The 20,418-nt window shown below is 72.7% G+C and carries 20 protein-coding genes and 1 pseudogene; 10 read left to right on the plus strand and 11 right to left on the minus strand.

The window, feature by feature from the left end; translation table 11 throughout:
- Window positions 1-6: 6 nt before the first annotated feature.
- The 4 genes from AOM46_RS18525 to AOM46_RS18540 all read right to left on the minus strand — a co-directional run bounded on the left by AOM46_RS18525 (window position 7) and on the right by AOM46_RS18540 (window position 4,794).
- Window positions 7-930: a carbohydrate ABC transporter permease gene (locus tag AOM46_RS18525; protein WP_062213330.1), complete on the minus strand. Its 924-nt coding sequence runs from the start codon at window positions 928-930 to the stop codon at window positions 7-9.
- A complete protein-coding gene (locus AOM46_RS18530) occupies window positions 927-2,162 on the minus strand; it encodes a sugar ABC transporter substrate-binding protein (RefSeq protein WP_062213333.1) in 1,236 nt (411 codons plus the stop codon). Before AOM46_RS18530 ends, AOM46_RS18525 begins: the two co-directional genes overlap by 4 nt.
- Before the next feature lie 57 nt (window positions 2,163-2,219).
- Window positions 2,220-3,257 (minus strand): LacI family DNA-binding transcriptional regulator, encoded by a 1,038-nt coding sequence (locus AOM46_RS18535; RefSeq protein WP_234313845.1) that lies wholly within the window; start codon window positions 3,255-3,257, stop codon window positions 2,220-2,222.
- A gap of 232 nt (window positions 3,258-3,489) precedes the next feature.
- Window positions 3,490-4,794, minus strand: coding sequence for an MFS transporter (locus AOM46_RS18540; RefSeq protein ID WP_067226350.1), 1,305 nt, complete (start codon window positions 4,792-4,794; stop codon window positions 3,490-3,492).
- 256 nt (window positions 4,795-5,050) lie between these two features.
- Between AOM46_RS18540 and AOM46_RS18545 the strand changes: the two genes are divergently transcribed.
- The 3 genes from AOM46_RS18545 to AOM46_RS18555 all read left to right on the plus strand — a co-directional run bounded on the left by AOM46_RS18545 (window position 5,051) and on the right by AOM46_RS18555 (window position 7,569).
- Window positions 5,051-6,046, plus strand: coding sequence for a nucleotidyltransferase domain-containing protein (locus AOM46_RS18545; protein WP_062213334.1), 996 nt, complete (start codon window positions 5,051-5,053; stop codon window positions 6,044-6,046).
- A gap of 175 nt (window positions 6,047-6,221) precedes the next feature.
- Window positions 6,222-7,184, plus strand: a complete 963-nt coding sequence (locus AOM46_RS18550; protein ID WP_234313846.1) for an aminoglycoside phosphotransferase family protein — start codon at window positions 6,222-6,224, stop codon at window positions 7,182-7,184.
- Window positions 7,171-7,569 carry a VOC family protein gene (locus AOM46_RS18555; RefSeq protein WP_370592739.1) on the plus strand — a complete coding sequence of 133 codons (399 nt, stop codon included), beginning with the start codon at window positions 7,171-7,173 and terminating at the stop codon, window positions 7,567-7,569. The genes AOM46_RS18550 and AOM46_RS18555 overlap by 14 nt, the downstream gene beginning before the upstream one ends.
- 36 nt (window positions 7,570-7,605) lie before the next feature.
- Here AOM46_RS18555 and bioD read toward each other — a convergent pair whose 3' ends face one another.
- From bioD to bioB, 3 genes are read right to left on the minus strand one after another with little or no spacing between them, the layout of a single operon-like run.
- Window positions 7,606-8,340: a dethiobiotin synthase gene (gene bioD / locus AOM46_RS18560; RefSeq protein WP_234313847.1), complete on the minus strand. Its 735-nt coding sequence runs from the start codon at window positions 8,338-8,340 to the stop codon at window positions 7,606-7,608.
- Window positions 8,341-8,349: 9 nt separating this feature from the next.
- Window positions 8,350-9,687: an adenosylmethionine--8-amino-7-oxononanoate transaminase gene (locus AOM46_RS18565; RefSeq protein WP_062213341.1), complete on the minus strand. Its 1,338-nt coding sequence runs from the start codon at window positions 9,685-9,687 to the stop codon at window positions 8,350-8,352.
- Window positions 9,680-10,741, minus strand: coding sequence for a biotin synthase BioB (gene bioB / locus AOM46_RS18570; RefSeq protein WP_078856947.1), 1,062 nt, complete (start codon window positions 10,739-10,741; stop codon window positions 9,680-9,682). Before bioB ends, AOM46_RS18565 begins: the two co-directional genes overlap by 8 nt.
- A 164-nt stretch (window positions 10,742-10,905) precedes the next feature.
- Between bioB and AOM46_RS18575 the strand changes: the two genes are divergently transcribed.
- The 3 genes from AOM46_RS18575 (at window position 10,906) to AOM46_RS18585 (ending at window position 14,162) form a co-directional block, all read left to right on the plus strand.
- A complete protein-coding gene (locus tag AOM46_RS18575) occupies window positions 10,906-12,093 on the plus strand; it encodes an 8-amino-7-oxononanoate synthase (RefSeq protein ID WP_062213343.1) in 1,188 nt (395 codons plus the stop codon).
- A gap of 120 nt (window positions 12,094-12,213) precedes the next feature.
- Window positions 12,214-13,194 (plus strand): hydroxyacid dehydrogenase, encoded by a 981-nt coding sequence (locus tag AOM46_RS18580; RefSeq protein WP_062213768.1) that lies wholly within the window; start codon window positions 12,214-12,216, stop codon window positions 13,192-13,194.
- Window positions 13,195-13,343: 149 nt separating this feature from the next.
- Entirely contained in the window at window positions 13,344-14,162 is an 819-nt protein-coding gene (locus AOM46_RS18585; protein ID WP_062213350.1) for an SAM-dependent methyltransferase, read from the plus strand.
- Window positions 14,163-14,171: 9 nt separating this feature from the next.
- Here AOM46_RS18585 and ligD read toward each other — a convergent pair whose 3' ends face one another.
- Genes ligD through AOM46_RS18600 form a run of 3 tightly spaced genes read right to left on the minus strand, consistent with a single transcriptional unit; the run spans window position 14,172 to window position 15,866 of the window.
- Window positions 14,172-15,182 (minus strand): non-homologous end-joining DNA ligase, encoded by a 1,011-nt coding sequence (gene ligD / locus AOM46_RS18590; protein WP_062213352.1) that lies wholly within the window; start codon window positions 15,180-15,182, stop codon window positions 14,172-14,174.
- A gap of 55 nt (window positions 15,183-15,237) precedes the next feature.
- Complete coding sequence (locus AOM46_RS18595) at window positions 15,238-15,618, minus strand: DUF6256 family protein (protein ID WP_062213353.1); 381 nt, start codon at window positions 15,616-15,618, stop codon at window positions 15,238-15,240.
- An 8-nt stretch (window positions 15,619-15,626) separates the two neighbouring features.
- A complete protein-coding gene (locus AOM46_RS18600; RefSeq protein ID WP_062213355.1) occupies window positions 15,627-15,866 on the minus strand; it encodes a DUF6186 family protein in 240 nt (79 codons plus the stop codon).
- A 172-nt stretch (window positions 15,867-16,038) separates the two neighbouring features.
- On the opposite strand from AOM46_RS18600, the gene AOM46_RS18605 reads away from it, so the two are divergent.
- From AOM46_RS18605 to AOM46_RS18620, 4 genes are all read left to right on the plus strand, one after another.
- A complete protein-coding gene (locus tag AOM46_RS18605) occupies window positions 16,039-16,404 on the plus strand; it encodes a PH domain-containing protein (protein WP_062213357.1) in 366 nt (121 codons plus the stop codon).
- A gap of 93 nt (window positions 16,405-16,497) precedes the next feature.
- Window positions 16,498-17,568 carry an ATP-dependent DNA ligase gene (locus AOM46_RS18610; protein ID WP_062213360.1) on the plus strand — a complete coding sequence of 357 codons (1,071 nt, stop codon included), beginning with the start codon at window positions 16,498-16,500 and terminating at the stop codon, window positions 17,566-17,568.
- A 274-nt stretch (window positions 17,569-17,842) separates the two neighbouring features.
- Window positions 17,843-18,637, plus strand: coding sequence for an SAM-dependent methyltransferase (locus AOM46_RS18615; RefSeq protein ID WP_062213364.1), 795 nt, complete (start codon window positions 17,843-17,845; stop codon window positions 18,635-18,637).
- A 59-nt stretch (window positions 18,638-18,696) separates the two neighbouring features.
- Complete coding sequence (locus AOM46_RS18620; RefSeq protein ID WP_062213367.1) at window positions 18,697-19,227, plus strand: NUDIX domain-containing protein; 531 nt, start codon at window positions 18,697-18,699, stop codon at window positions 19,225-19,227.
- A gap of 10 nt (window positions 19,228-19,237) precedes the next feature.
- On the opposite strand, the pseudogene AOM46_RS35935 reads toward AOM46_RS18620, so the two are convergent.
- A pseudogene (locus tag AOM46_RS35935) lies at window positions 19,238-20,356 on the minus strand (type III polyketide synthase); the annotation flags it as partial.
- Window positions 20,357-20,418: the final 62 nt, after the last annotated feature.

A 20,418-nucleotide genomic window follows, 5' to 3' on the forward strand; every position in this document is an offset into this window, starting at 1 on the left:
GCCGCCTCACCTTCCTCGTCCGACGTCCGAGCGGTTGACCCGCAGATAGAGCAGGGCGAAGACGGCACTGATCAGGATCAGGACATTGCCCACCACGGCGCCCTGGCCGAAGTCGAGCTGCATGAACGACAGTTGGTAGGTGAGGGTGCCCAGGGTCTGGGTGGAGTCGGCCGGGCCGCCGCCGGTCAGCGCCAGGATCAGATCCAGGATCTTGACGGTGGACATGAAGCCCAGCACCAGCACCACCGTCACCACCGGACGCAGCATCGGCAGCGTCACGCTGCGGAACGTCCGCCAGGGCCCGGCCCCGTCCAGCGACGCCGCCTCGTACAGCTCGCGCGGGATCTCCTGCAGACCGCCGTAGAGGATCACCATGTTGAACGGTATGCCGATCCAGATGTTGACCAGGATCGCCGACAGCAGCGCCACGCTGGGGGAGGAGAGCCAGGGCACCCCGTCCGACGAGAGGCCCACCAGCTCAAGGAAGCTGTTGAGCACCCCGTGGTCCTCGTCCATGATCCGCCGCCAGACCACCGCCGACACCACCATGGGCACCAGCCACGGCAGCAGCAGCACCGCCCGGATCACCCCGGAGAGCCGGAAGCGCCGGGAGAAGAACACCGCGAGCGCGAGACCGATGGTGAACTGCCCCACCAACGACCCGACCGTGAACAGGATCGTCTGCCAGAACGCGTCCCCCAGCAGCGGGTTGTCGAAGACCGCCCGCCAGTTCTCCAGCCCGTTGAACGGGGACTCGCCGGTGAAGTACGTCGTCGGCGTGAACTCCTGGAAGCTCATCAGCACGTTCCGCACCAGCGGATAGCCGAAGAACGCCAGCAGATAGAGCAACGCCGGCAGCACGAACAGCCACTGGTACAGCCGGCGCCGCGCCGCGCCCCGGCGCGCCCGCCGGCTCGTCACCGCGCTCACTCGTCGCCCCCCGCCTGCCGCTGGGCCTGCCGCAGGGCCTCCTCGGGGGAGGCGCGTCCGGTCAGCACCGACTGGAACGCGCCGGACAGCGCGTCGCCGATCACCGGCCAACGCGTCCCGACCCGCGCCGTGCGCGACCGGGCGGTCTCCACCAGATCGGCGAACGGCGCCAGCTCCGGATTCTGCTCCCGGTAGGTCGCCGCCGCATGTATGTCGGTCGGCACGTTGTTCACCCGCTCACCCCAGGCCAGCTGGTTCTCCTCGGAGTTGAGGCACTCCAGAATCCGGCCGGCGTTCCGCTCCCGCTCCGGATCGTCGTTCCTGGGCACCGTCATCACCGTGCCGCCGATCGGCGGCACCGGATCCAGGCCCGCCTCGGGCACCGGAATGCTCGCCACCGCCCAGTCCACCTCGTCCTGCGCGCTGAGCACGGGCACCTGCCAGGGGCCGTTGATCATCATGGCGGCCCGGCCCGACAGGAACTGGTCGTTGACGTCCTGCTGGTTCCAGTTGACGACCGAACGCGAACTCGACCCCGCGTCCACCAGGTCCTTCCACAGCTGGAGCGCCGAGGCCCCGGCCCCCTCGTCCAACCGCGCCTCGTCGCCGCCCGCCGACCAGAAGAACGGCAGGAACTGGTAGACGCCGTCCGCGTTGGGGCTGGCGCTGAAGGCCATGCCATAGGTGTCGCCCACCGTCAGCGCCGCCGCGGTCTCCCGCAACTCGTCCCAGGTGGTGGGCGGTTCGAGCCCCGCCTCGGCCAACAACCCGGTGTTGTAGATCAACGCCAGGGAGTTCACCGAACGGGCCACCCCGTAGCGCGTCCCGTCGTAGGAACCAAGCTCGATCGAACTCTCCGAGAACCGCTCGGCGCCGACCCCGACCTCCTCGATCGGGCGCAGCCCGCCGGTCTCGGCGAACTGCGGCAGCTCCGAACCGTCCAACTCCAGGATGTCGGTCAGCGAGTCCGACGAGGCCATCCGCAGCGCCTTGGAGGCGACCTGGTCGGCGGGCACACTGATCTGCTCGATCTCCAGGCCCAACGGCTCGGCGCAGCGTTCGAAAAACTCCTGGTTCGCCTCGTGTTCGGCGGTGTCGGTGGCCGAGTTGAGCACCGTCACCGTGCCGGGGTCGGGTTCGGCCGCGCACCCGCCGAGGCCCGCCGCCAGCGTGGCGGTGGCCACGGCCAGAACGGCGACGGACGACGGGGTGCGCCCGGTTCTACGTTGCATGATGTCCCGCGCTTTCGTTCACGGTGCGTGCGGCTCGTGTCGCGTTCTCGGCCCCGCTCAGTCGGGCGCCGCGCCCGGCGGGGCGAGGGCCGGCCCCTCGGCCATCCGCGGCGCGATCAGCTGGTGCCGGGGCGACGGCTCGCCCGACGGCGGGTCGATCGCCGCGACCACCAGCCGCACCACGGCGTCCGCCATCTGCCCGACCGGCAGATCGATGCGCGGCAGCGGAGCCGACAGCGGCCCCGGCTCGTCCGGCAGGCTGCCGACCAGCACCACCGCCAGATCGTCCGGGACCCGCAGCCCCAGCGCCGCGACCTCGTCCAGGAGCGTCGACAGCGGAATCAGATGCTGGACCAGCAGCGCGGTGGGCCGGGGCACCGAGGTCAGCGCCTCCCGCAACCGGGCGCGCAGCACCCCGGGATCGTTGGACGAGCGGCGCACCAGCACCTCGGCCCCGGTCGCCCGCGCGGCGACCTCGGCCCCGGCCCGGCCGCGCAGGGCGTAGCCGCGCCTGGCCTGGAACTCGTGATCGGCGGACGCCCAGAAGAGGATGCGCCGATGCCCGGCGGACACCGCCTCGCGCACCGCGAGCGCGACCGCCGCCCGCCAGTCCAGATCCACCCAGGGCGGCTGGTCCTCGTCCCGCTCGGAGCCATGGCCGACCATCGCGGTCGGGAACCCGAGCTCCCGCAGCGTCCCGATCCGGGGGTCCTCCTCGCGCACCGCCATCAGCACGGCGCCGTCGGCGAGCCCGCTGCGGGCGATCCGCTGCAACCCCTGGACGCCGTCCGGGTCGGTCATCATCAGCACGTCGTAGCCATGGCCACGGGCCACATCGCTGATGTCCACGGCGAACCGTCCGTCCACCGCCCGGTACTTGCCCGGCTCCCTCGGCACCGCCAGCACCAGCACCTCGCTGCGGGACCGCCGCAGCGTCCGCGCCGAGGCGCGGGGGTGGTACCCCAGCTCGGCGATCGCGGCGCGGACCGCGTCGGCGGTCTCGTCCGAGATCTTGCGCGAGCCGCTGAGCACATAGGACACCGTGCTGGGCGCGACACCCGCGTGCCGCGCCACGTCCTTGATGGTGACCACCACGTGCCCTCCCTCGGGACCGTCTGTCGAACGCGTCGAATCGATTCGACTGGCAAACCTGACGGGGATCCTAGGCACCCGAACGCCCACCGGGCAAGAGACGGCCACCGACAGACGGCGAGGATCCTGCGGAGCGGCACCGAACGTGCGGCGCGGCCCGGGCGGACGAATACCGATGGCGCGAAGCCGGCGCTCGCCCGAACCGGCAAGGGGGTGGCGGCAGTTGCCCGACGCGTTACTGGTCGTCCGAGGCGCGTGGGCTGCCGTCGGTCGCGTCCGTGTGGCCGCCCGAGCCGTCGTCGCCGCCCGCGCGGGGCCCGCGGTGTTCGGTGACGGGGGTGGAGCGGGCGCGGGAGGTGGGGCGGACCGCGTGGGCGACGGATCCGGCGACCAGGACCATCAGCAGCACCGCGATCATCGCGTTGCGCAGCCCGAACTCCTCGCCGAGGAAGCCCAACGCGGGCGGTCCCACCAGGAACGCGAAGTAGCCCGTGGTGGCCACGGCGCTGACGCGGGCCGCCGCGCCCGCCGGATCGTCGCCGGCCGCCGAGATCGCCACCGGGAAGCCCAGGGAGGCGCCGAGTCCCCAGAAGAGCACGGCGATCGCGGCCAGCGCGGGGGCCGGCGCGAAGACCACGCCGAGGATGCCGGCCACGGCGAATCCGGCGCTCACCCGCATCACCGGGACCCGCCCGAAGCGGGTGAGGAAGAACTGGCCGCTGAACCGGCCCACCGTCATCGACGCGGCGAAGACGGTGAACACCACGGAGCCCGCGACCTCGTCTAGGTCGTAGCCGTCGACCATGATCAGCGGCAGCCAGTCGTTGGCCGAGCCCTCGGCCAGCGCCATACCCAGCACGATCAGGCCCAGCAGGATCACCCGGTGCTCGCGCCAGACGGCCATCCGGGTCCGGAGGCCGCCGGCCCGCGAGCCGTCGGAGCCGGGCTCGTCCCGGCCGGTGTCGACGGGCATCCGTTCCCTGGCCCACAGCACGCCGGCGGCCACCAGCAGCATGACCAGCAGCAGATGCCACATCACCGGGAAGTCGATCGCGGTCAGGCCGATGCCGACGGCGGCACCCAGGACCGTTCCGCCGCTGAAGCAGCCGTGCAGGGCCGGCATCACCGGCCGTTCCATGACCCGTTCGACGGCGGCGCCCTCGACGTTGACGGCTATCTCCTGGAGGCCGGTGCCGCAGCCGAAGAAGGCGAGGCCGAGGAAGACCACCGGGCCGGTGCCCATTCCGACGCCGACGGCCAGCACGGTGAGGCCGAGCGCGATCGACGAACCGCCCAGCGTCGCCACCCAGCGGCCGCCGTTCCTGGCCACCAGGGCGCCGGACGAGAGGACGCCCAGCATCGAGCCGATGGAGAGGCCGAAGAGGATCAACCCCATCCCGGCCGTGGAGGTGTCCACGGCGTCCCTGATGGCGGGGGTCCGGGTCACCCAGGAGGCCAGCGCGAAACCGGGGGTCAGGAAGAGGGCGAACAGCGCGGCGCGCCAGCGCCGGACTCGGGGGTCGACTGCCGCTTGTGGCATGGGAGTTGGCTGTCTTTCTGGTCTGCGGTGCCGGCGGCGTGCGGATGCCCTGGGCGCGACGGTGACGACTGGCGTTGAACTCTGGGGGTCGTTGGGTGGCTCTGACGGGCTCTGGTGGGCAAGGTCAAAGAATGTGTGATTGAGCGATAAAGGAACGGTCGCATGGGACGATATGCGACGGCAATGGGGTATCGCCTGTCGGACGAGCGCCCAGGTCAGCGGGGCCGGCGTCGGCCCCCGGAAACGGGAGCGGTTGATGTCTGCGTCGGTGTCGTTGGCCACGTCGGTGTCCCCACGGTGGCGGGCCCTGCTGGACGAGCGGGCGGCCGAGGCGGTATCCCTGCTGTGCGCGATACCCGGGGTGCGCGGGGTGATCGTCGGCGGCAGTCTGGGGCGGGACGAGCCCTGGCCGCTCTCGGATATCGATGTGCTGCCGGTCTACGAGCGGCCGTCGGAGACCGCGGCGGCAGCCGTCGCCGAGTGCCAGTCCGCGCTGGTGGACTGGTGGGCCGCCTCCGGGCGGGCGCAGACACTGGACCTCGGCTGGCTCGCCTTCACCGCCGAGGAGTTGCGCGCCGCGCTGGCCGGCGGCCCCGCGCTGGTCGCCGAGCGCGTGGCCGCCGACACCCGCTGGTTGCACGGCCTGGACAAGGCGTACGGCGGCCGTTCCGGGCTGGCCGACGACGGGCTGATCGGGGAGTTCACCGCCTTCGCCACCGCGGTCAGATTCGATCCGGTGGTGGTCGCCGCCCGCCGCGAGCACTGGCGCGGAGAGGCCCGCCGGCTGGCCGCCGAGGCGCGGTCCGCCGCCGAGGATCCGGCGGGCGCCACGGCGCTGCTGCGCGAGACGGCGCGGGCGCTGCGGCTGGTCCGGGTGGAGAGCTGGGGCGAGCGCCTGGGCTCGATGGGCCGGGAGTGGACCCGGTTCGAGGCCATGGCCGAGCGCCATGGGCAGCGCCAACAGGCCGAGCGGCTGGCCCGGTTGGCCGGCGCCGATCCGGCCGACGCGGTCCGGCGCGGCCAACTGGCGCCGCTCTGGCTGCGGGAACGGATCGATCTCGCGCTGGCCGCGCGCCGTGCGGTGGGCGAGCCGATCGACGAGGCCCGCAACGCCAGGGACCAACTGGCGGCCTTCGCCGTCCATGTGACGCGCCATCGCCCCGATCTGCACGGCGCCTGGACGGGCAGCCCCGATCCGGCCCTGTCCGAACACCTGGACGAGATCGAGGAGTTGGTCACCGAACTGGCCTGAGGCCCCGGGCACGGTTCCGTGTCGCCCGGGGTTGGGTCGCCCGGGTTCGCTTGGCGCTGTGCTCGCTTGGCGCCGGGTACGGCTCCGCGCGGCGCCGGGCTCGGGCGGCCCATGGTTTGTGCGGCGCTGGGTTGTTCCGCACGGCGCCCGGCCCGCGCAGCACTACGCTTGCGCGGTGAACGCCAACGACATGCCGTCCGCCGAGGTGTCGGTCTCCGTGGAGCTGGTGCGTCGGCTGCTGGCCGACCAGCATCCCGATCTGGCCGAACTCGACATCGAGGTGTTGGCCAACGGTTGGGACAACCTGGTCTGCCGGCTGGGCCGCGATCATCTGGTGCGCCTGCCCAGGCGGGCCGCGTCCGCCGGTCTTGTGGTGCACGAACAGCGCTGGCTGCCCGGGCTCGCCCAACGGCTGCCGCTGCCCGTTCCGGCGCCGGTGCGCATCGGGCGGCCGGGGCACGGATATCCCTGGGCCTGGAGCGTGTTGCCGTTCCTGCCGGGCGAGATCGCGGCCCGGACGCCGCCGGCCGATCCGGGCGCGGCCGGGCGCGTCCTCGGCGGGTTCCTGGCGGCCCTGCACCTGCCGGCGCCGGGCGACGCGCCCGCCAACCCCTCGCGCGGGATCCCGCTCGCCGGCCGGACCGCCCGGGTGCTGGCCCAACTGCCGCAGGTGGCCGACCCCGTCGAACGGGCCACCGCGTTGCGGGTGTGGCAGAGCGTCACCGCCGTGCCCGCCTGGGACGGACCTCCGGTGTGGCTGCACGGGGATCTTCATCCGGCGAACATCCTGGTCGATCACGGCGCGGTGGCCGCCGTGATCGACTTCGGCGATATCACCGCCGGGGACCCGGCCACCGATCTGGCGGTGGCCTGGATGCTGCTGCCCGCACCGGGACGCGCGGTGTTCCGGCGCGCCTACGGCCGCGCCGACGACAACACCTGGGCACGGGCACGCGGTTGGGCGCTGGCGCTGGCGCTGGTCTTTCTGGCCCACTCCGCCGACAACCCACTGATGGCCGGAATCGGCCGCCGCACCCTGAACGCGGCGCTGGACCAGGACCTGCGGCCCCCAGCTTTCGACAACTTTCGATCAAGGCTTCGCACAGAGCGGGAGGTGCCGGGTGATGAGCACCGGTGATCGGTCCGGGGGCGACATGGCGGCGACGATGAGACTGCGCGCGATCACCCTCGACTGCGCCGATCCGCTGGCGCTGGCCGCGTTCTACCAGCGGGCCACCGGCCTCGAACCGCATCCGCGATCCGGTGCCGACTTCGCCGGTCTGCTCGGTGCGGACGGACTCCTCATCGGCTTCCAACGGGTCGACGACTACCGCCCGCCCCGCTGGTCCGGGCAGGCCGTTCCCCAGCAGTGCCACCTCGACTTCGCCGTCGACGATCTCGACGAAGCCGAGAGCCGGCTGCTCCGGCTGGGGGCGAGCAGGCCCGATCACCAGCCCGACGAGGGGCGTTGGCGCGTTCTCAACGATCCGACCGGGCATCCGTTCTGCCCGGTCGGGGAGTGACGGACGCCTTCGGTCGGCAGGGGTGGGCGGCGGGGCTCAGGGCGTGCCGGTGAGCGTCGTCGGGTCGAGTCGGCCGCCGAGGGCCGGGGCCAGCCAGTGCACCGACGCGGTTCTGAACGTCTCCGGCGGCAGCGCCCCCGCGCCCTCGGGGATCGCGCCGAGCAGCGGGGCGTCCGCGACGTTCGGCAGGTCGGCGAGGTTGCAGCGGGCCGCGAGGTCAGGGGTGGCCGGCCAGCGGCCGATCACCAGGCCGGCGAGCGGCAGCGCGCGGGCGCGCAACGCCTCGGCGGTCAGCGCCGTCAGGTTGAGGGTGCCGAGGCCGGCCTCCACGACCACCAGTACCGGGGCCGCCAGCAGAACGGCCGCGTCGGCCAGGGTGCCGCCCAGCGCGTCGAAGCGCACCAGCAGCCCGCCGGCGCCCTCGATCAGCACCAGATCGTGCTGGTCCGCCAACTCCTCGGCGGCCTTGGCGACTTCGGCCGGTGTGACGGGTGGCAGGCCGGCCCGGGCGGCGGCGGTGGCCGGCGCCAACGGGTCCGGGTAGCGGGCCAGTTCGCTGATGGTGAGCCGCCCGGCGAGCCGCGCGGCCTCGGCCGCGTCGCCGGGGGCCCCGGCCGGGAGCCCGGTCTGCGCCGGCTTGAGCACCGCGACCCGCTGTGCGTCCGCCAGCGCCCGCGCCGCCACCGCTGCGGTGACCACCGTCTTGCCCACCTCGGTGCCCGTTCCGGTGATCACCAACACCCGGCCCCGGCCCGGTCGTTCGCCACCCACGCCCACCGGTCAGCCCGCCCTGGCGGCGGCCAGCGCGCCGGCGCAGATCCGGGCCAGGTCCGCGTCGTCGGTGACATAGGGCGGCATGGTGTAGATCAGATCGCGGAACGGGCGCAGCCAGACGCCCTCGCGGACCGCGGCCTCGGTGGCGGCCGGCAGATCGACCGGATGATCCAGCTGGATCACCCCGATCGCGCCCAGCACCCGCACGTCCCCGACCCCGGGCAGCGCCCGCGCCGGGGCGAGGCCGGCGCGCAGTCCGCGTTCGATCCGGGCCACCTCGGCGGCCCAGTCGCCCGTCAACAGGAGATCGATCGAGGCCAGCGCGACGGCGGCGGCGAGCGGGTTCCCCATGAACGTGGGGCCGTGGGCCAGCACCGGCACCTCGCCACGGGAGATCCCCTCGGCAATGCGCGGTGTGCACAGTGTCGCCGCCAACGTCAGGTAACCACCCGTCAATGCCTTGCCGAGGCAGAGCACATCGGGCACGATGCCTGCGTGTTCGGTGGCGAAGAGCCGCCCCGTGCGGCCGAAGCCGGTGGCGATCTCGTCCGCCACCAGCAGCACCCCGTGCTCGTCGCATGCCTCCCGCAGCACCCGCAGATAGGCGGGGGAGTGGAACGCCATCCCGCCGGCGCCCTGGACCACCGGCTCCACCACCACGGCCGCCAACTCGTCGGCGTGGTCGGCTATCAGCGCCCGCAGCCCGGCCGCGTACGTGGGGTCGGGCGGGGCGTCGAAGCCGGGCGGCGGGGCATCGGCGAACAGCTGCTCGGGCAGCGTCCCGGCCCAGAGTTGGTGCATCCCGCCCTCGGGATCGCAGACCGACATGGCATGCCAGGTGTCGCCGTGGTAGCCGCCGCGCCAGGTGAGCAGCCGCCGTTTGGCGGGGCGGCCGACCGAACGCCAGTACTGCAGACACATCTTGAGCGCGACCTCGACGGCGACCGAGCCCGAGTCGGCCAGAAAGACATGCCGCAGATCGCCGGGGGCCAGCTCGGCCAGCCGGGTGGCCAGCGCCACCGCGGGGCGGTGGGTCAGCCCGCCGAACATCACATGGCTCATCCGACCCAGCTGATCCCGGGCCGCCGCGTCGAGCACCGGATGCCGGTAGCCGTGCACCGCCGACCACCAGGAGGCCATCCCGTCGACCAACTCACGCTGTCCGAAGGCCGGTTCGGCCAGCCGCAGCCGCACGCCCGAGGCGGACTCGACCAGCAGCGGCGCGGTCCGGCCCGGCATCGGCCCATAGGGGTGCCAGACATGCTCCCGGTCCAGCGCGAGTACCCCGGCCGGCGAGAGCGTGGCCGTCCGGTCCGTCGACGGGGCCGTCAACCGGTCAGGCATTGGGCGGTAGTTCCGTGCCGGCGCCCCTGCGGCGCACCGTGACCAGACCGTCCCGGTGCTCGGGCAGGGTGTCCGTCTCGGCGCCCTCCACCTCGAAGCCCGCGTCCGTGATCATCTCCAGGTCGGCCTGGCCGGCCTGCCCCTCGCTGGTCAGATAGTCGCCCAGGAAGATGGAGTTGACCAGATGCAGGGCCAGCGGCTGCAACGAGCGCAGCTGTACCTCCCGGCCGCCGGCGAGCCGCACCTCCACGTCCGGGCAGACGAACCGCACCATGGCCAGGATCCGCAGCGCCCGACGCGGGGTGAGATGCCAGGTCCCGGCGAGCGGGGTGCCGTCGAACGGGATCAGGAAGTTGACCGGCACCGAGTCGGGATCGAGATCGCGCAGCGCGAACACCACGTCGACCAGATCCTCGTCGGTCTCGCCCATGCCCGCGATCAGCCCCGAGCAGGCCGAAAGGCCGGCAGACTGTGCCTCCTTGACCGTCGCCACCCGGTCGCTGAACTCATGGGTGGTGCAGATATCCCCGTAGGTGGCCTCCGAGGTGTTGAGGTTGTGGTTGTAGGCGTCCGCGCCCGCCTTCCGCAGCCGTTCGGCCTGCCCCGTGGAGAGCAGTCCCAGGCAGGCGCAGACCTCCACCTCCGGATGCTGCTCCCTGACCGCCTCGATGGTGCGGGAGACCCGTTCCACGTCCCGGTCGGTCGGCCCCCGGCCGCTGGCCACCAGGCAGACCCGCTTGGCGCCGCCGGCCACCCCGGCGGCGGCGGCCTCGGCGGCCTCCGCCGGCTTCAGCCAGGTGTACTTGAGCACATCGGCCTCTGAGCCCAGCCGCTGGGAGCAGTAGAAACAGTCCTCCGGGCAGCGGCCCGACTTGAGGTTCACCAGATAGTTGAGCTTCACCCGCCGCCCGAACCAGTGGCGGCGCACCCGGCCGGCCGCCGCCACCACGTCCAACAGCTCCTCGTCGGACGTCGCCAGCACGGCCAACGCCTCGTCGCGGGTGGGCCGCTCGCGGCGCAGCCCCTTCTCCACCAGCCCGTCCAACAGGTCCATGACGCCGATCCTGACGCACCGGGGGGTGGCGGGGCCACGGAGGAACCCCACAAGACCGTTGACCGTCCTGTGTCCATCACCACATGTTCCCCGGCCGCGAAGGGCACTAGTTTTATTGGCAGTCGACAACAGACAGCCAACAGCAAGGCGAGGGACGGCGCGCCGTGTCAGGTCAGCTACCCGAGCAGGTCTTCGACCGACTGGACGAGGCCGCCGGCCGCCGCGCGAAGGCCGGGCTGACCCGGACGCTGCGGCCCAGGGCCGCCGACGCCGCCGTGCTCGATCTGGCCGGCAACGACTATCTCGGCCTGGCCCGGCACCCCGAGGTGACCGGGGCCGCCGCCGATGCCGCCCGGCGCTGGGGCGCCGGCGCGACCGGCTCCCGGCTGGTCACCGGATCCACCGAGCTGCACGCCCGACTGGAAGCCGAGCTGGCCGCGTTCTGCGGCGCGGAGGCGGCGCTGGTGTTCGCCTCCGGCTATGCCGCCAACCTCGCCGTGCTCACCGCGCTCGCGCCCCGCGAGGCGCTGATCGTCTCGGATGCCGGCAACCACGCCTCGTTGATCGACGGTTGCCGGCTCGCCCGCGCCACCACCACGGTGGTCCCGCACGCCGGCACCGAAGCCGTCGACGCCGCGCTCGCCGCCCATCCGGGCCCCGCGCTGGCCGTGACCGACGCGGTGTTCTCGGTGGACGGGGACGCCGCCGACCTGCCGGCGTTGCTCCGCGCCTGCCGCGCGCACGGCGCGGCCCTGGTGGTGGACGACGCCCATGGCCTGGGCGTGCTCGGCCCCGGCGGGCGCGGCACGGTGGCCGCCGCCGGCCTGGCGGGCGCGCCCGATGTGGTGGTCACCCTGACCCTGTCCAAGGCGTTGGGCGGTCAGGGCGGCGCGGTGCTCGGCCCCGCCCGGGTGATCCGGCATCTGGTCAACACCGCGCGGACGTTGATCTTCGACACCGGCCTCGCGCCGCCGGCCGCGGGCGCCGCGCTGGCCGCGCTGCGGCTGCTGCGCCGGCGGCCGGAGCTGGCCGCGCGCGCCCGCTGGGTGGCGGGCGCGCTGCACGACGGGCTCGCCGCCGCCGGGCTGCCGGTGGCCCGCCCGGCGGCGGCCGTGCTCGCGGTGCGCGCCCCGACGCCCGAGGCGGCGGTGCGGTGGGCCGGGGACTGCCGGGACGCCGGCGTCGCCGTGGGGTGCTTCCGGCCGCCCTCGGTGCCGGACGGCGTCTCCCGGCTGCGGCTCACCGCCCGCGCCGACCTCTCGTCCGCCGAGGTCGAACGGGCCCTGGACACCGTGCTCGCCCATGCCCCCGACGGCTGGTCGACGGGCCCCGGGGGGCCCGCGCCGAGCTGACCAGCGGCCACGTCGCATACCATGCACGAGTTTGGAGTAACCGCTTACCGCCGCCCCACCTCGACCGTCCCACCTCCGGAGGAGTTTGTGCAGCGTCCACGCCCCCAGGCCGCTCTCGCCATGATCGCCGACCTGCCGGACCGGTTGTTCTCGCCGCCCCAGTGGTCCCGCCTGCGGGAGCTGGCCGACCTGGGCGAGGAGCGGGTGCTCACCGACTTCACGTCGCCCGCGTCGCTCGCCCGACTCGCCGAGGTTGAGGTGCTGATCACCGGCTGGGGGTCGCCCGCCGTGGACGAGGCGGCGCTCGCCGCCGCCCCCCGGCTGCGCGCCGTGCTGCACGCCGCCGGCTCCGTCAAGGGGCATCTCTCGCCGGCCTGTTGGGAACGCGGCGTCCAGGTGTCCACGGCCGCGCAGGCCAACGCCCAGCCGGTCGCCGAGTACACCCTGGCGATGATCCTGCTCACCCTCAAGGGCGTGCCGGCCGGCACGGTCCACCTCCGCGAGCGGCGCGACCGGGTCGATGTGCTCCGCGCCTTCCCGCGCATCGGCAACCACCAGCGGCGCGTCGGACTGGTCGGCGCCTCCCGGATCGGCCGCCTGGTCGCCGAGGCGCTGCGGCCGTTCTCCCTCGACGTGGCCATCGCCGACCCCTACCTCAGCGAGGCGGAGGCCGCCGAGCTGGGCGCCACCCTGCTGCCGCTGGAGGAGCTGCTGCGGGAGAGCGATCTGGTGAGCCTGCACGCGCCCGCCATCGCCGAGACCCGTCACATGCTGAACGCCGAGCGGCTTGCCCTGCTGCGGGACGGCGCGATCCTGATCAACACCGCGCGCGGCGCGCTGATCGACCATGACGCGCTGACGCCCGAGCTGGTCAGCGGCCGGATCGACGCCATCCTCGATGTGACCGAGCCCGAGCCGCTGCCCGCCGACTCGCCGCTCTGGGAGCTGGACAACGTCTGGCTCACCCCGCATATCGCGGGCGCCCAGGGCACCGAGCTGTACCGGCTCGCCGATGTGGTGCTGGACGAGCTGGTCCGCTACACGGCCGGCGAGCCGCTGGGCCATCCGGTGCACGCCGCCGAACTGGGCCGGATCGCCTGACCCGTGGGGGGCCGGGTGCCTCCGGCCGGCCCGGCTCGCCGCTTCGCGCTCCCGGAACGGGGCACGGCGTGGTGAGCCTGGCCGCACGGGCCCGCCGTTGCGGTTACGTTGGCCCCTGGCAGGCCCGACACACCGTAGGAGAAACGCCCGTGACAGACGACGCGTCAACCCCCCGGCCCGTGCCGGTGTCCAAGATCGACACCTCGGTGCCGCATTCGGCCCGGATCTGGAACTACTGGCTAGGGGGCAGCGACAACTACGAAGTGGACCGGATCGCGGGGGACCAGTACCGGGAGGCGTTCCCCGGCATCGTGGACATCGCCCGCGCCTCCCGGCAGTTCCTGGTCCGCTCCATCCGCTATATGGCCCGCGACGCGGGCGTCTGGCAGTTCCTCGACGTCGGCACCGGACTGCCCACCGTGGACAACACCCACCAGGTGGCCCAGCGCGTCAACCCCGAGGCCCGGATCGTCTATGTCGACAACGACCCGCTGGTGCTGATGCACGCCAACGCGCTGCTGACCTCGACGCCGAACGGGCACACCGAGTATGTCGAGGCCGATCTGCACGATCCCGAGCGGATCGTCGCCGCCGCCGGCGAGGATCTGGACCTGGAACAGCCCGTCGGCCTGATCCTCAGCGGCATCCTCGGCCATATCGAGACCTATCCGGAGGCCAGGTCGCTGGTGCGCCGGCTGATGGACGGGCTCGCCCCCGGCAGCTATGTCTCCATCAACGAGGGCACCGACATCGACGCCACCTACTGCGAGGCCCAGGCCGCCTACAACGCCTCGGGCGCCATCCCCTACCGGCTGCGCACCATGGACGAGATCACCGGCTACTTCGACGGCCTCGAACTCGTCGACCCCGGTGTGGTGTCGGTGCCGCGCTGGCGCCCCGACTTCGCCTCGGCCGGCCAGAAGCCGGGCGAGGTCGGCCAGGCCGGTGGGGTGGCCCGCAAGCCGTGACGCCCGGGCTCAGCCCTCCCGGCGCGCGCGGCTCGGCTGCACCCGCTTGGGCTCGCCGGCCGCCTTGGGATGGTCGGGCGGATAGGGCAGGTCGCCGAGGCCGTGCTCCCGTTCGTCCCGCTCGGCCAGCTCCAGCACCGCCTCAAGCCGGCACGGATGCTCGGCCATCTCCGCGTGCCGGTCGCCGACCTCGGCGTAGCGGGCGGGCATGGTCCGCAGATCGAAGTCCTCGGGCCGGGCGTCCGGCACCTCGTCCCAGGTGAGCGGCGCCGAGACGGTGGCGTTCTCGCGCGCCCGCACCGAGTAGGCGCTGGCGATGGTGCGGTCCCTGGCCATCTGGTTGTAGTCGACGAAGATCCGCTCGCCGCGCTCCTCCTTCCACCACGCGGTGGTGACCCGCTCGGGGGCCCGCCGTGAAAGCTCCCGGCCCACCGCGATCGCCGCCCGCCGCACCTGGGGGAACGTCCACTCCGGCACGATCGGCACAAAGACGTGGATGCCCCGGCCGCCCGAGGTCTTCGGCCAGCCGCGCAGCCCCAACTCGTCGAGCAGTTCGCGCAGTTCCAGCGCGGCCCGGACGGCGTCCGCGTAGTCGGTGCCCGGCTGCGGGTCCAGGTCGATCCGCAGTTCGTCGGGGTGCTCGGTGTCGTCGCGCCGCACCGGCCAGGGGTGGAAGGTCAGACAGCCGAGGTTCGCCGCCCACAGCACGGCGGCCGGCTCGGTCGGACAGAACTCGTCCGCGTGCCGACCGCTGGGGAACGAGATCCGACCGGTCGGGATCCAGTCCGGACGGTTCTTCGGCGCGCGTTTCTGGAAGAACGACTCGCCGCCGATTCCGTCGGGGAAGCGCTGGAGGGTGGTGGGCCGCTCCCGGAGGGCCCGCAGCGCCCCGTCGGCCACCGACTGGAAGTAACGTGCCACGTCCAGCTTGGTGTAGCCGCGCTCGGGGAAGTACACCTTGTCCGGATTCGACAGGCGCACCGTGCGTTCGCCGACCGTCAGTTCCAGCGCCTCGCCCATGGGTCCACGGTAGGGCCGGGTCCGCCGGGCCGCAGTCCGGGCGGCCGGGGCGGCCTCAACGGAAGCGGTCCCGGTCCCGGCGCCGGTTCCGTCGGGAGGCGGGTCGCCGGCGGCGCCGCTCGGCGAGCCAGGACGCGAGGGCGAAGAGCGGCAGCGCGACCGCCAGCAGCGCGGCGCTCCCGGTGAGCCCGTCCCGCAGGAACCCGCCGCCGAGTCCCGCCAACCCCACGTAGTAGCCGACCAGCACCACCACCAGCAGCGCCCAGCCGCCGAGCACCGTGCCGGCGATCCGCCGCAGCAGCGCCGGCCGCCCCCGCCGCCCCGTCTCGGCCGGCGCCCCGGCGCGGCGCAGCCGCAGGCCGAGGGCCAACGTGGCCATCAGCAGCAGATAGCCGACCGTGGTCATGCTGAGCACCAGCGCCGTCGGGGGCCGCATCGGGATCCTCACTCCACCGGGCCGCGCAGCAGGAAGTGCCAGCCGCGCACAAAGGTGTGCCACCCGAACCACAGCCACACCGCGAACAGCACCCAGCGGCCCACCGGGTAGCGCATCACGGCGTCCAGGGCATCGCTCAGGGTGGGCAGGCCGGCCTCCGGCCGGGCCAGGGTCAGGGCCTCGTAGCCGAAGAGCGCCCCGAACAGGACCGCCCAGACGAGATAGCCGAGCACCGGATGATCTGCCACGGAAGAACCTCCCACCCGCACCCTCGCACCGGGCGTCGGTCGACCGGGGGAGCCACGAGGCGGATACGACGGATGGCCGGCCCCCGCCCATCCCCCGCTGCGCTGTCAGTGGCCGGGGGTACAGTGCGGAACACGAGGATTCGTCACGCCACGTCACCCAGGGGGGCCGTCCATGGCGCTGTTCGGCAACGCGCACAGTATCGATCCGGCGAAGGCCCAGCAGGAGTACGCCCGCCTCCTCGGCCGGGGCGAACAGCTCCGCGCCGCCTTCCTGTTGATCCGCGACACCCTGCTGTTCACCGACCGCAGGCTGATCCTGGTGGACAAGCAGGGCGTCACGGGCAAGAAGGTCGAGTACCACTCCATCCCGTACAAAAGCATCTCGCACTTCTCGGTGGAGACGGCCGGCCACTTCGATCTGGACGCCGAGTTGAAGATCTGGATCTCCAGCAGCACCACCCCGCTGAAGAAGACCTTCACCAAGGGCGTCGACATCTACGAGGTGCAGGCCATCCTCACGGAGTTCGTCACCGGCTAGCCGACGGCCTCCCGGCCGGCCGGGAGGCGGCGCTCGCCCGGACGGCCGTACAACACCGGCCGCCCGGGCCGGGGCACGGGGACAATCCGCAGCATGGAGCTGCCCGTGATGCCCCCCGTCAAGCCCATGCTCGCCAAGCCGGCCGCCAGGATTCCGCCCGGCCTGCACTACGAGGCGAAATGGGACGGCTTCCGCGCCATCGTCTTCCGCGACGGCGACGAGATCGAGCTGCACAGCCGCTCCACCAAGCCGCTCACCCGGTACTTCCCCGAGCTGGCCGACGGCCTGCTGGCCCGGCTCCCGGAGCGCTGTGTGCTGGACGGCGAGATCGTCATCGCCCGGGAAGGACGGCTGGACTTCGACGCGCTGCTGGAGCGGATCCACCCCGCCGACTCCCGGGTGCGGATGCTCGCCGAGCGCCATCCCGCCGGCTTTGTCGCCTTCGACCTGCTGGCCCTGGGCGAGCGGTCCCTGCTGGCCGCGCCGCTCGCCGAGCGCCGGGAGGCGCTGCGCGTCGCGCTGGCCGACGCGGGATCGCCGCTGTTCCTCGCCCCGGCCACCACCGAGCTGGCCGTCGCCAGGGACTGGTACCAGCGCTACGAGGGCGCCGGGCTCGACGGCGTGGTCGCCAAACACCTCGACCAGCCCTACCGCCCCGGCGAACGCACCATGGTCAAGATCAAACACGAACGCACCGCCGACTGTGTGGTGGCCGGCCTGCGGCACCACAAGAGCGGCCCGGTCGTCGGCTCCCTGCTGCTGGGCCTCTATGACGCGGACGGCGTGCTCCAACACGTCGGCGTAAGCGCCTCGTTCACCGCCGCCCGGCGGGCCGAGCTGATGGCCGAGCTCGAACCGCTGCTGATGGACTCCGTGGCCGGCCACCCCTGGGCACGCTGGGCCCGCGACGAGGCGCACGAGAAGAGCCGGCTGCCCGGCGGGCCCAGCCGCTGGAACGCCGGCAAGGACCTCTCCTGGCTGCCGCTGCGCCCCGAGCGCGTCCTCGAGGTGGCCTACGACCATATGCAGGGCGACCGCTTCCGGCACACCACCCGCTTCCGCCGCTGGCGCCCGGACCGCGAACCCCGCGAATGCACCTACGCCCAGCTGGAGGAGCCGGTCAACTACGACCTGGCCGAGGTGCTGACCACCCCGAGCGGCTGACCCTCCGTCAGGTGCCGCCCGCACGCTGTGATCTGAGTGACCTCCTGTGCATGGTGTGACGGGAGGTCAGTCCTGAGCACTTTGTCGACGCATCGATATCGCACCTCTATGATGCGTTCCTGTTATGTGTCTCCGCTTCCCGCAGCCCACACCATCCGTCACACCGTTCTTCGTCGCGCACTCCCGGCTCGGACGGGCCCGCTGAACGACCCGGAGCACAACCCCCGCCCGACCCTCGCACCGCAGCCCATGGCACCACCAGGAGAACCGCGCCGTGACCGAAGACGCACCCCTGATCGACACGACGGTGCCGCATTCGGCTCGGATCTGGAACTACTGGCTCGGTGGACGTGACAACTACGAGGTGGACCGCACGGCCGGCGAGCAGTACCGGGAGATCTTCCCCGATGTTCTCCATGTGGCCCGCGCCTCCCGGGAGTTCCTGGGGCGGAGCATCCGCTATCTGATCGGCGAGGCGGGCATCACCCAGTTCGTCGACATCGGCACCGGGCTGCCCACCGTGGAGAACACCCACCAGATCGCCCAACGGTTCGCGCCCCAGGCCCGGATCGTCTATGTGGACAACGACCCGCTGGTCATCGCCCACGCCAGGGCGCTGCTGACCAGCGGCCCGCGCGGGGCGACCCACTATCTGCACGCCGATCTCCGGGAACCCGAGCGGGTGTTGGCGGCGGCGGCCGACTTCCTGGACCTCAGCCGCCCGGTCGGCCTGATCCTCTGCGGGGTGCTGGGCCATGTCGACGGCCACCGGCGGGCGCGCGGCATCGTGCGCACGCTGATGGACGGTCTGCCGAGCGGCAGCCATCTCTCGGCCAACGACGGGGCGTACGGACGCTCCCCGGCCTTCGCCGAGGCCCAGGGCCACTACAACCGCAGCGGCGCCGTTCCCTACCACCTGCGCAGCCGCGAGGAGATCGCCGCCTTCTTCGACGGTCTCGACATCGTCGCGCCGGGCATCGTGCCCTGCCCCCGCTGGCGCCCCGAACCGTTCCGTGAGGAACCGGCGGACGGCCTCGACCTGATCGGCGGCGTGGGCCGTAAACCCTGAGACGGGGCCGGGACGCGTTAGCCTCTCCCGGGAGAGCGGAAAGGCGGAGAACTCCCCTCATGACCTATACACACGGGCGGACCGTGACGCACTGTCCCTACTGCGGCGCCGGCTACGCGGCGGTGGCCGGTTGGCCCAGAGACTGCCCCGGCTGTGGCGAGACCCTCTGGGCCAACCCGCTGCCCGTGGCCGTCGCGCTGTTGCCGGTCGTGCTGAGCGGCGGCAGCGACGGTGCGCACGGACTGGTGGTGGTGCGCCGGGACATCGAGCCCTGTCGAGGCGAACTGGCCCTGCCCGGCGGCTTCATGGAGATCGGTGAGGACTGGCGGCAGGCCGCCGCCCGTGAGTTGTGGGAGGAGACCGGGCTGACCGCGCGCGCCGACGGGATCGTGCTCCACGAGGTGGTGAGCACCGAGCGCAACCTCAATGTCTTCACGCTGCTGCCCCCGCGCGAGCAGGACACCCTGCCGCCGTCCAGACCGACCCCCGAGGCCACCGAGTGGCTGGTGCTCACCGAGCCGACCACACTGGCCTTTGTCACCCACACCGAGGTGGCGGCCCGCTACCTCGCCGCCCACGGCGCGCGGTAGCGCCGCCGCCTCAGCCGACCCTGGCCCCTGGCTCCGCCCTCCTGCCCTGCTGTCCCACGGTCGCCGGGCGGTCCTCGGTCACCCAACTCCCCAGCGCCATCTCGGCGGTGATCCCGGGGCCGAAGCCGGCGATCTGACCCCGCGCGTCCTCGGCGACGCCGCCATGGGCGAAAAGCCGCTCCAGGGCGTCGAAGACCACACAGCTGGCGATGTTGCCCCGTTCGGTGAGGGTGGCCCGGCTGAATCTGAACATCTCCGGGGCCACGTCGAGGAAGTGGCAGAGATCGTCCAGAATGCGGGGACCGCCGGCGTGCACGATATGGAAGTCGAGACCCGAGACGTCCCACTCGTGCGCGGTGGCCAGCGTGCGCAGCGCCGGGGCCAGCATCTTCATGGTGGTGGGGACGCGTTTGTCCAGCTGGAAGTGGAACCCGGTGGCGCGGACGGCGTAGGAGATCCAGTCCTCCGTGTCCGGCACCAGATGCGATCCGTTGCGTTCGAGACGCACCCCGCTGCCGCCCTGCCCGCGCACCACGGCGGCGGCCACCGCGTCGCCGAAGAGGCCGTTGGACAGCAGCTGCCCCACGCCCAGATCGGTCGGCTGGTAGCACAGCGAGCAGAACTCGCAGGCCACGATCAAAGCGTTGGACCCCGGATACGCCTGGCAGAAGTCGTGCGCCCGGTTGATCGCCGCGCCGCCGGCGGCGCAGCCCAGCTGGGCGATGGGCAACTGCCGTGTTTCCGGGCGGAAGCCCAGCGTGTTGATCAGCCAGGCGGTCAGCGAGGGCATCATGAAGCCCGTGCACGAGACATAGACGATCAGGTCGATGTCGCGTACCCCGAGCCCCGCGTGGTCGAGCGCCCGGTACACCACCTGGGGCACCCGGCGTTTGGCCTCCGCCTCGTAGACGACGTTCCTCGCCTCGAAGCCCGGATGACGGAGCGTTTCCTCGATCGGCTGCACGATATGTCGCGTGCGGACCCCGGTGTTCTCGATCAGCCGCAGGGCCAGGGGGAGTTGTGGATGGTCGGCGTGCATGGTGCGCGCCAGCTCCAGTGTCTCCTCCAGGGTGAGAACGTTCTCCGGTACCGCGATGGCGGGCCTGCACAGAATGGCCATGATCCCCTCCCCTTGCCGCGCCCGGACGACGGAGCGCCCGGTGCGGCCTCGATGGCAGTCTCAGTGGTGGT

Source organism: Streptomyces sp. NBRC 109706, assembly GCF_000974485.1.
GTDB lineage: Bacteria > Actinomycetota > Actinomycetes > Streptomycetales > Streptomycetaceae > Streptomyces.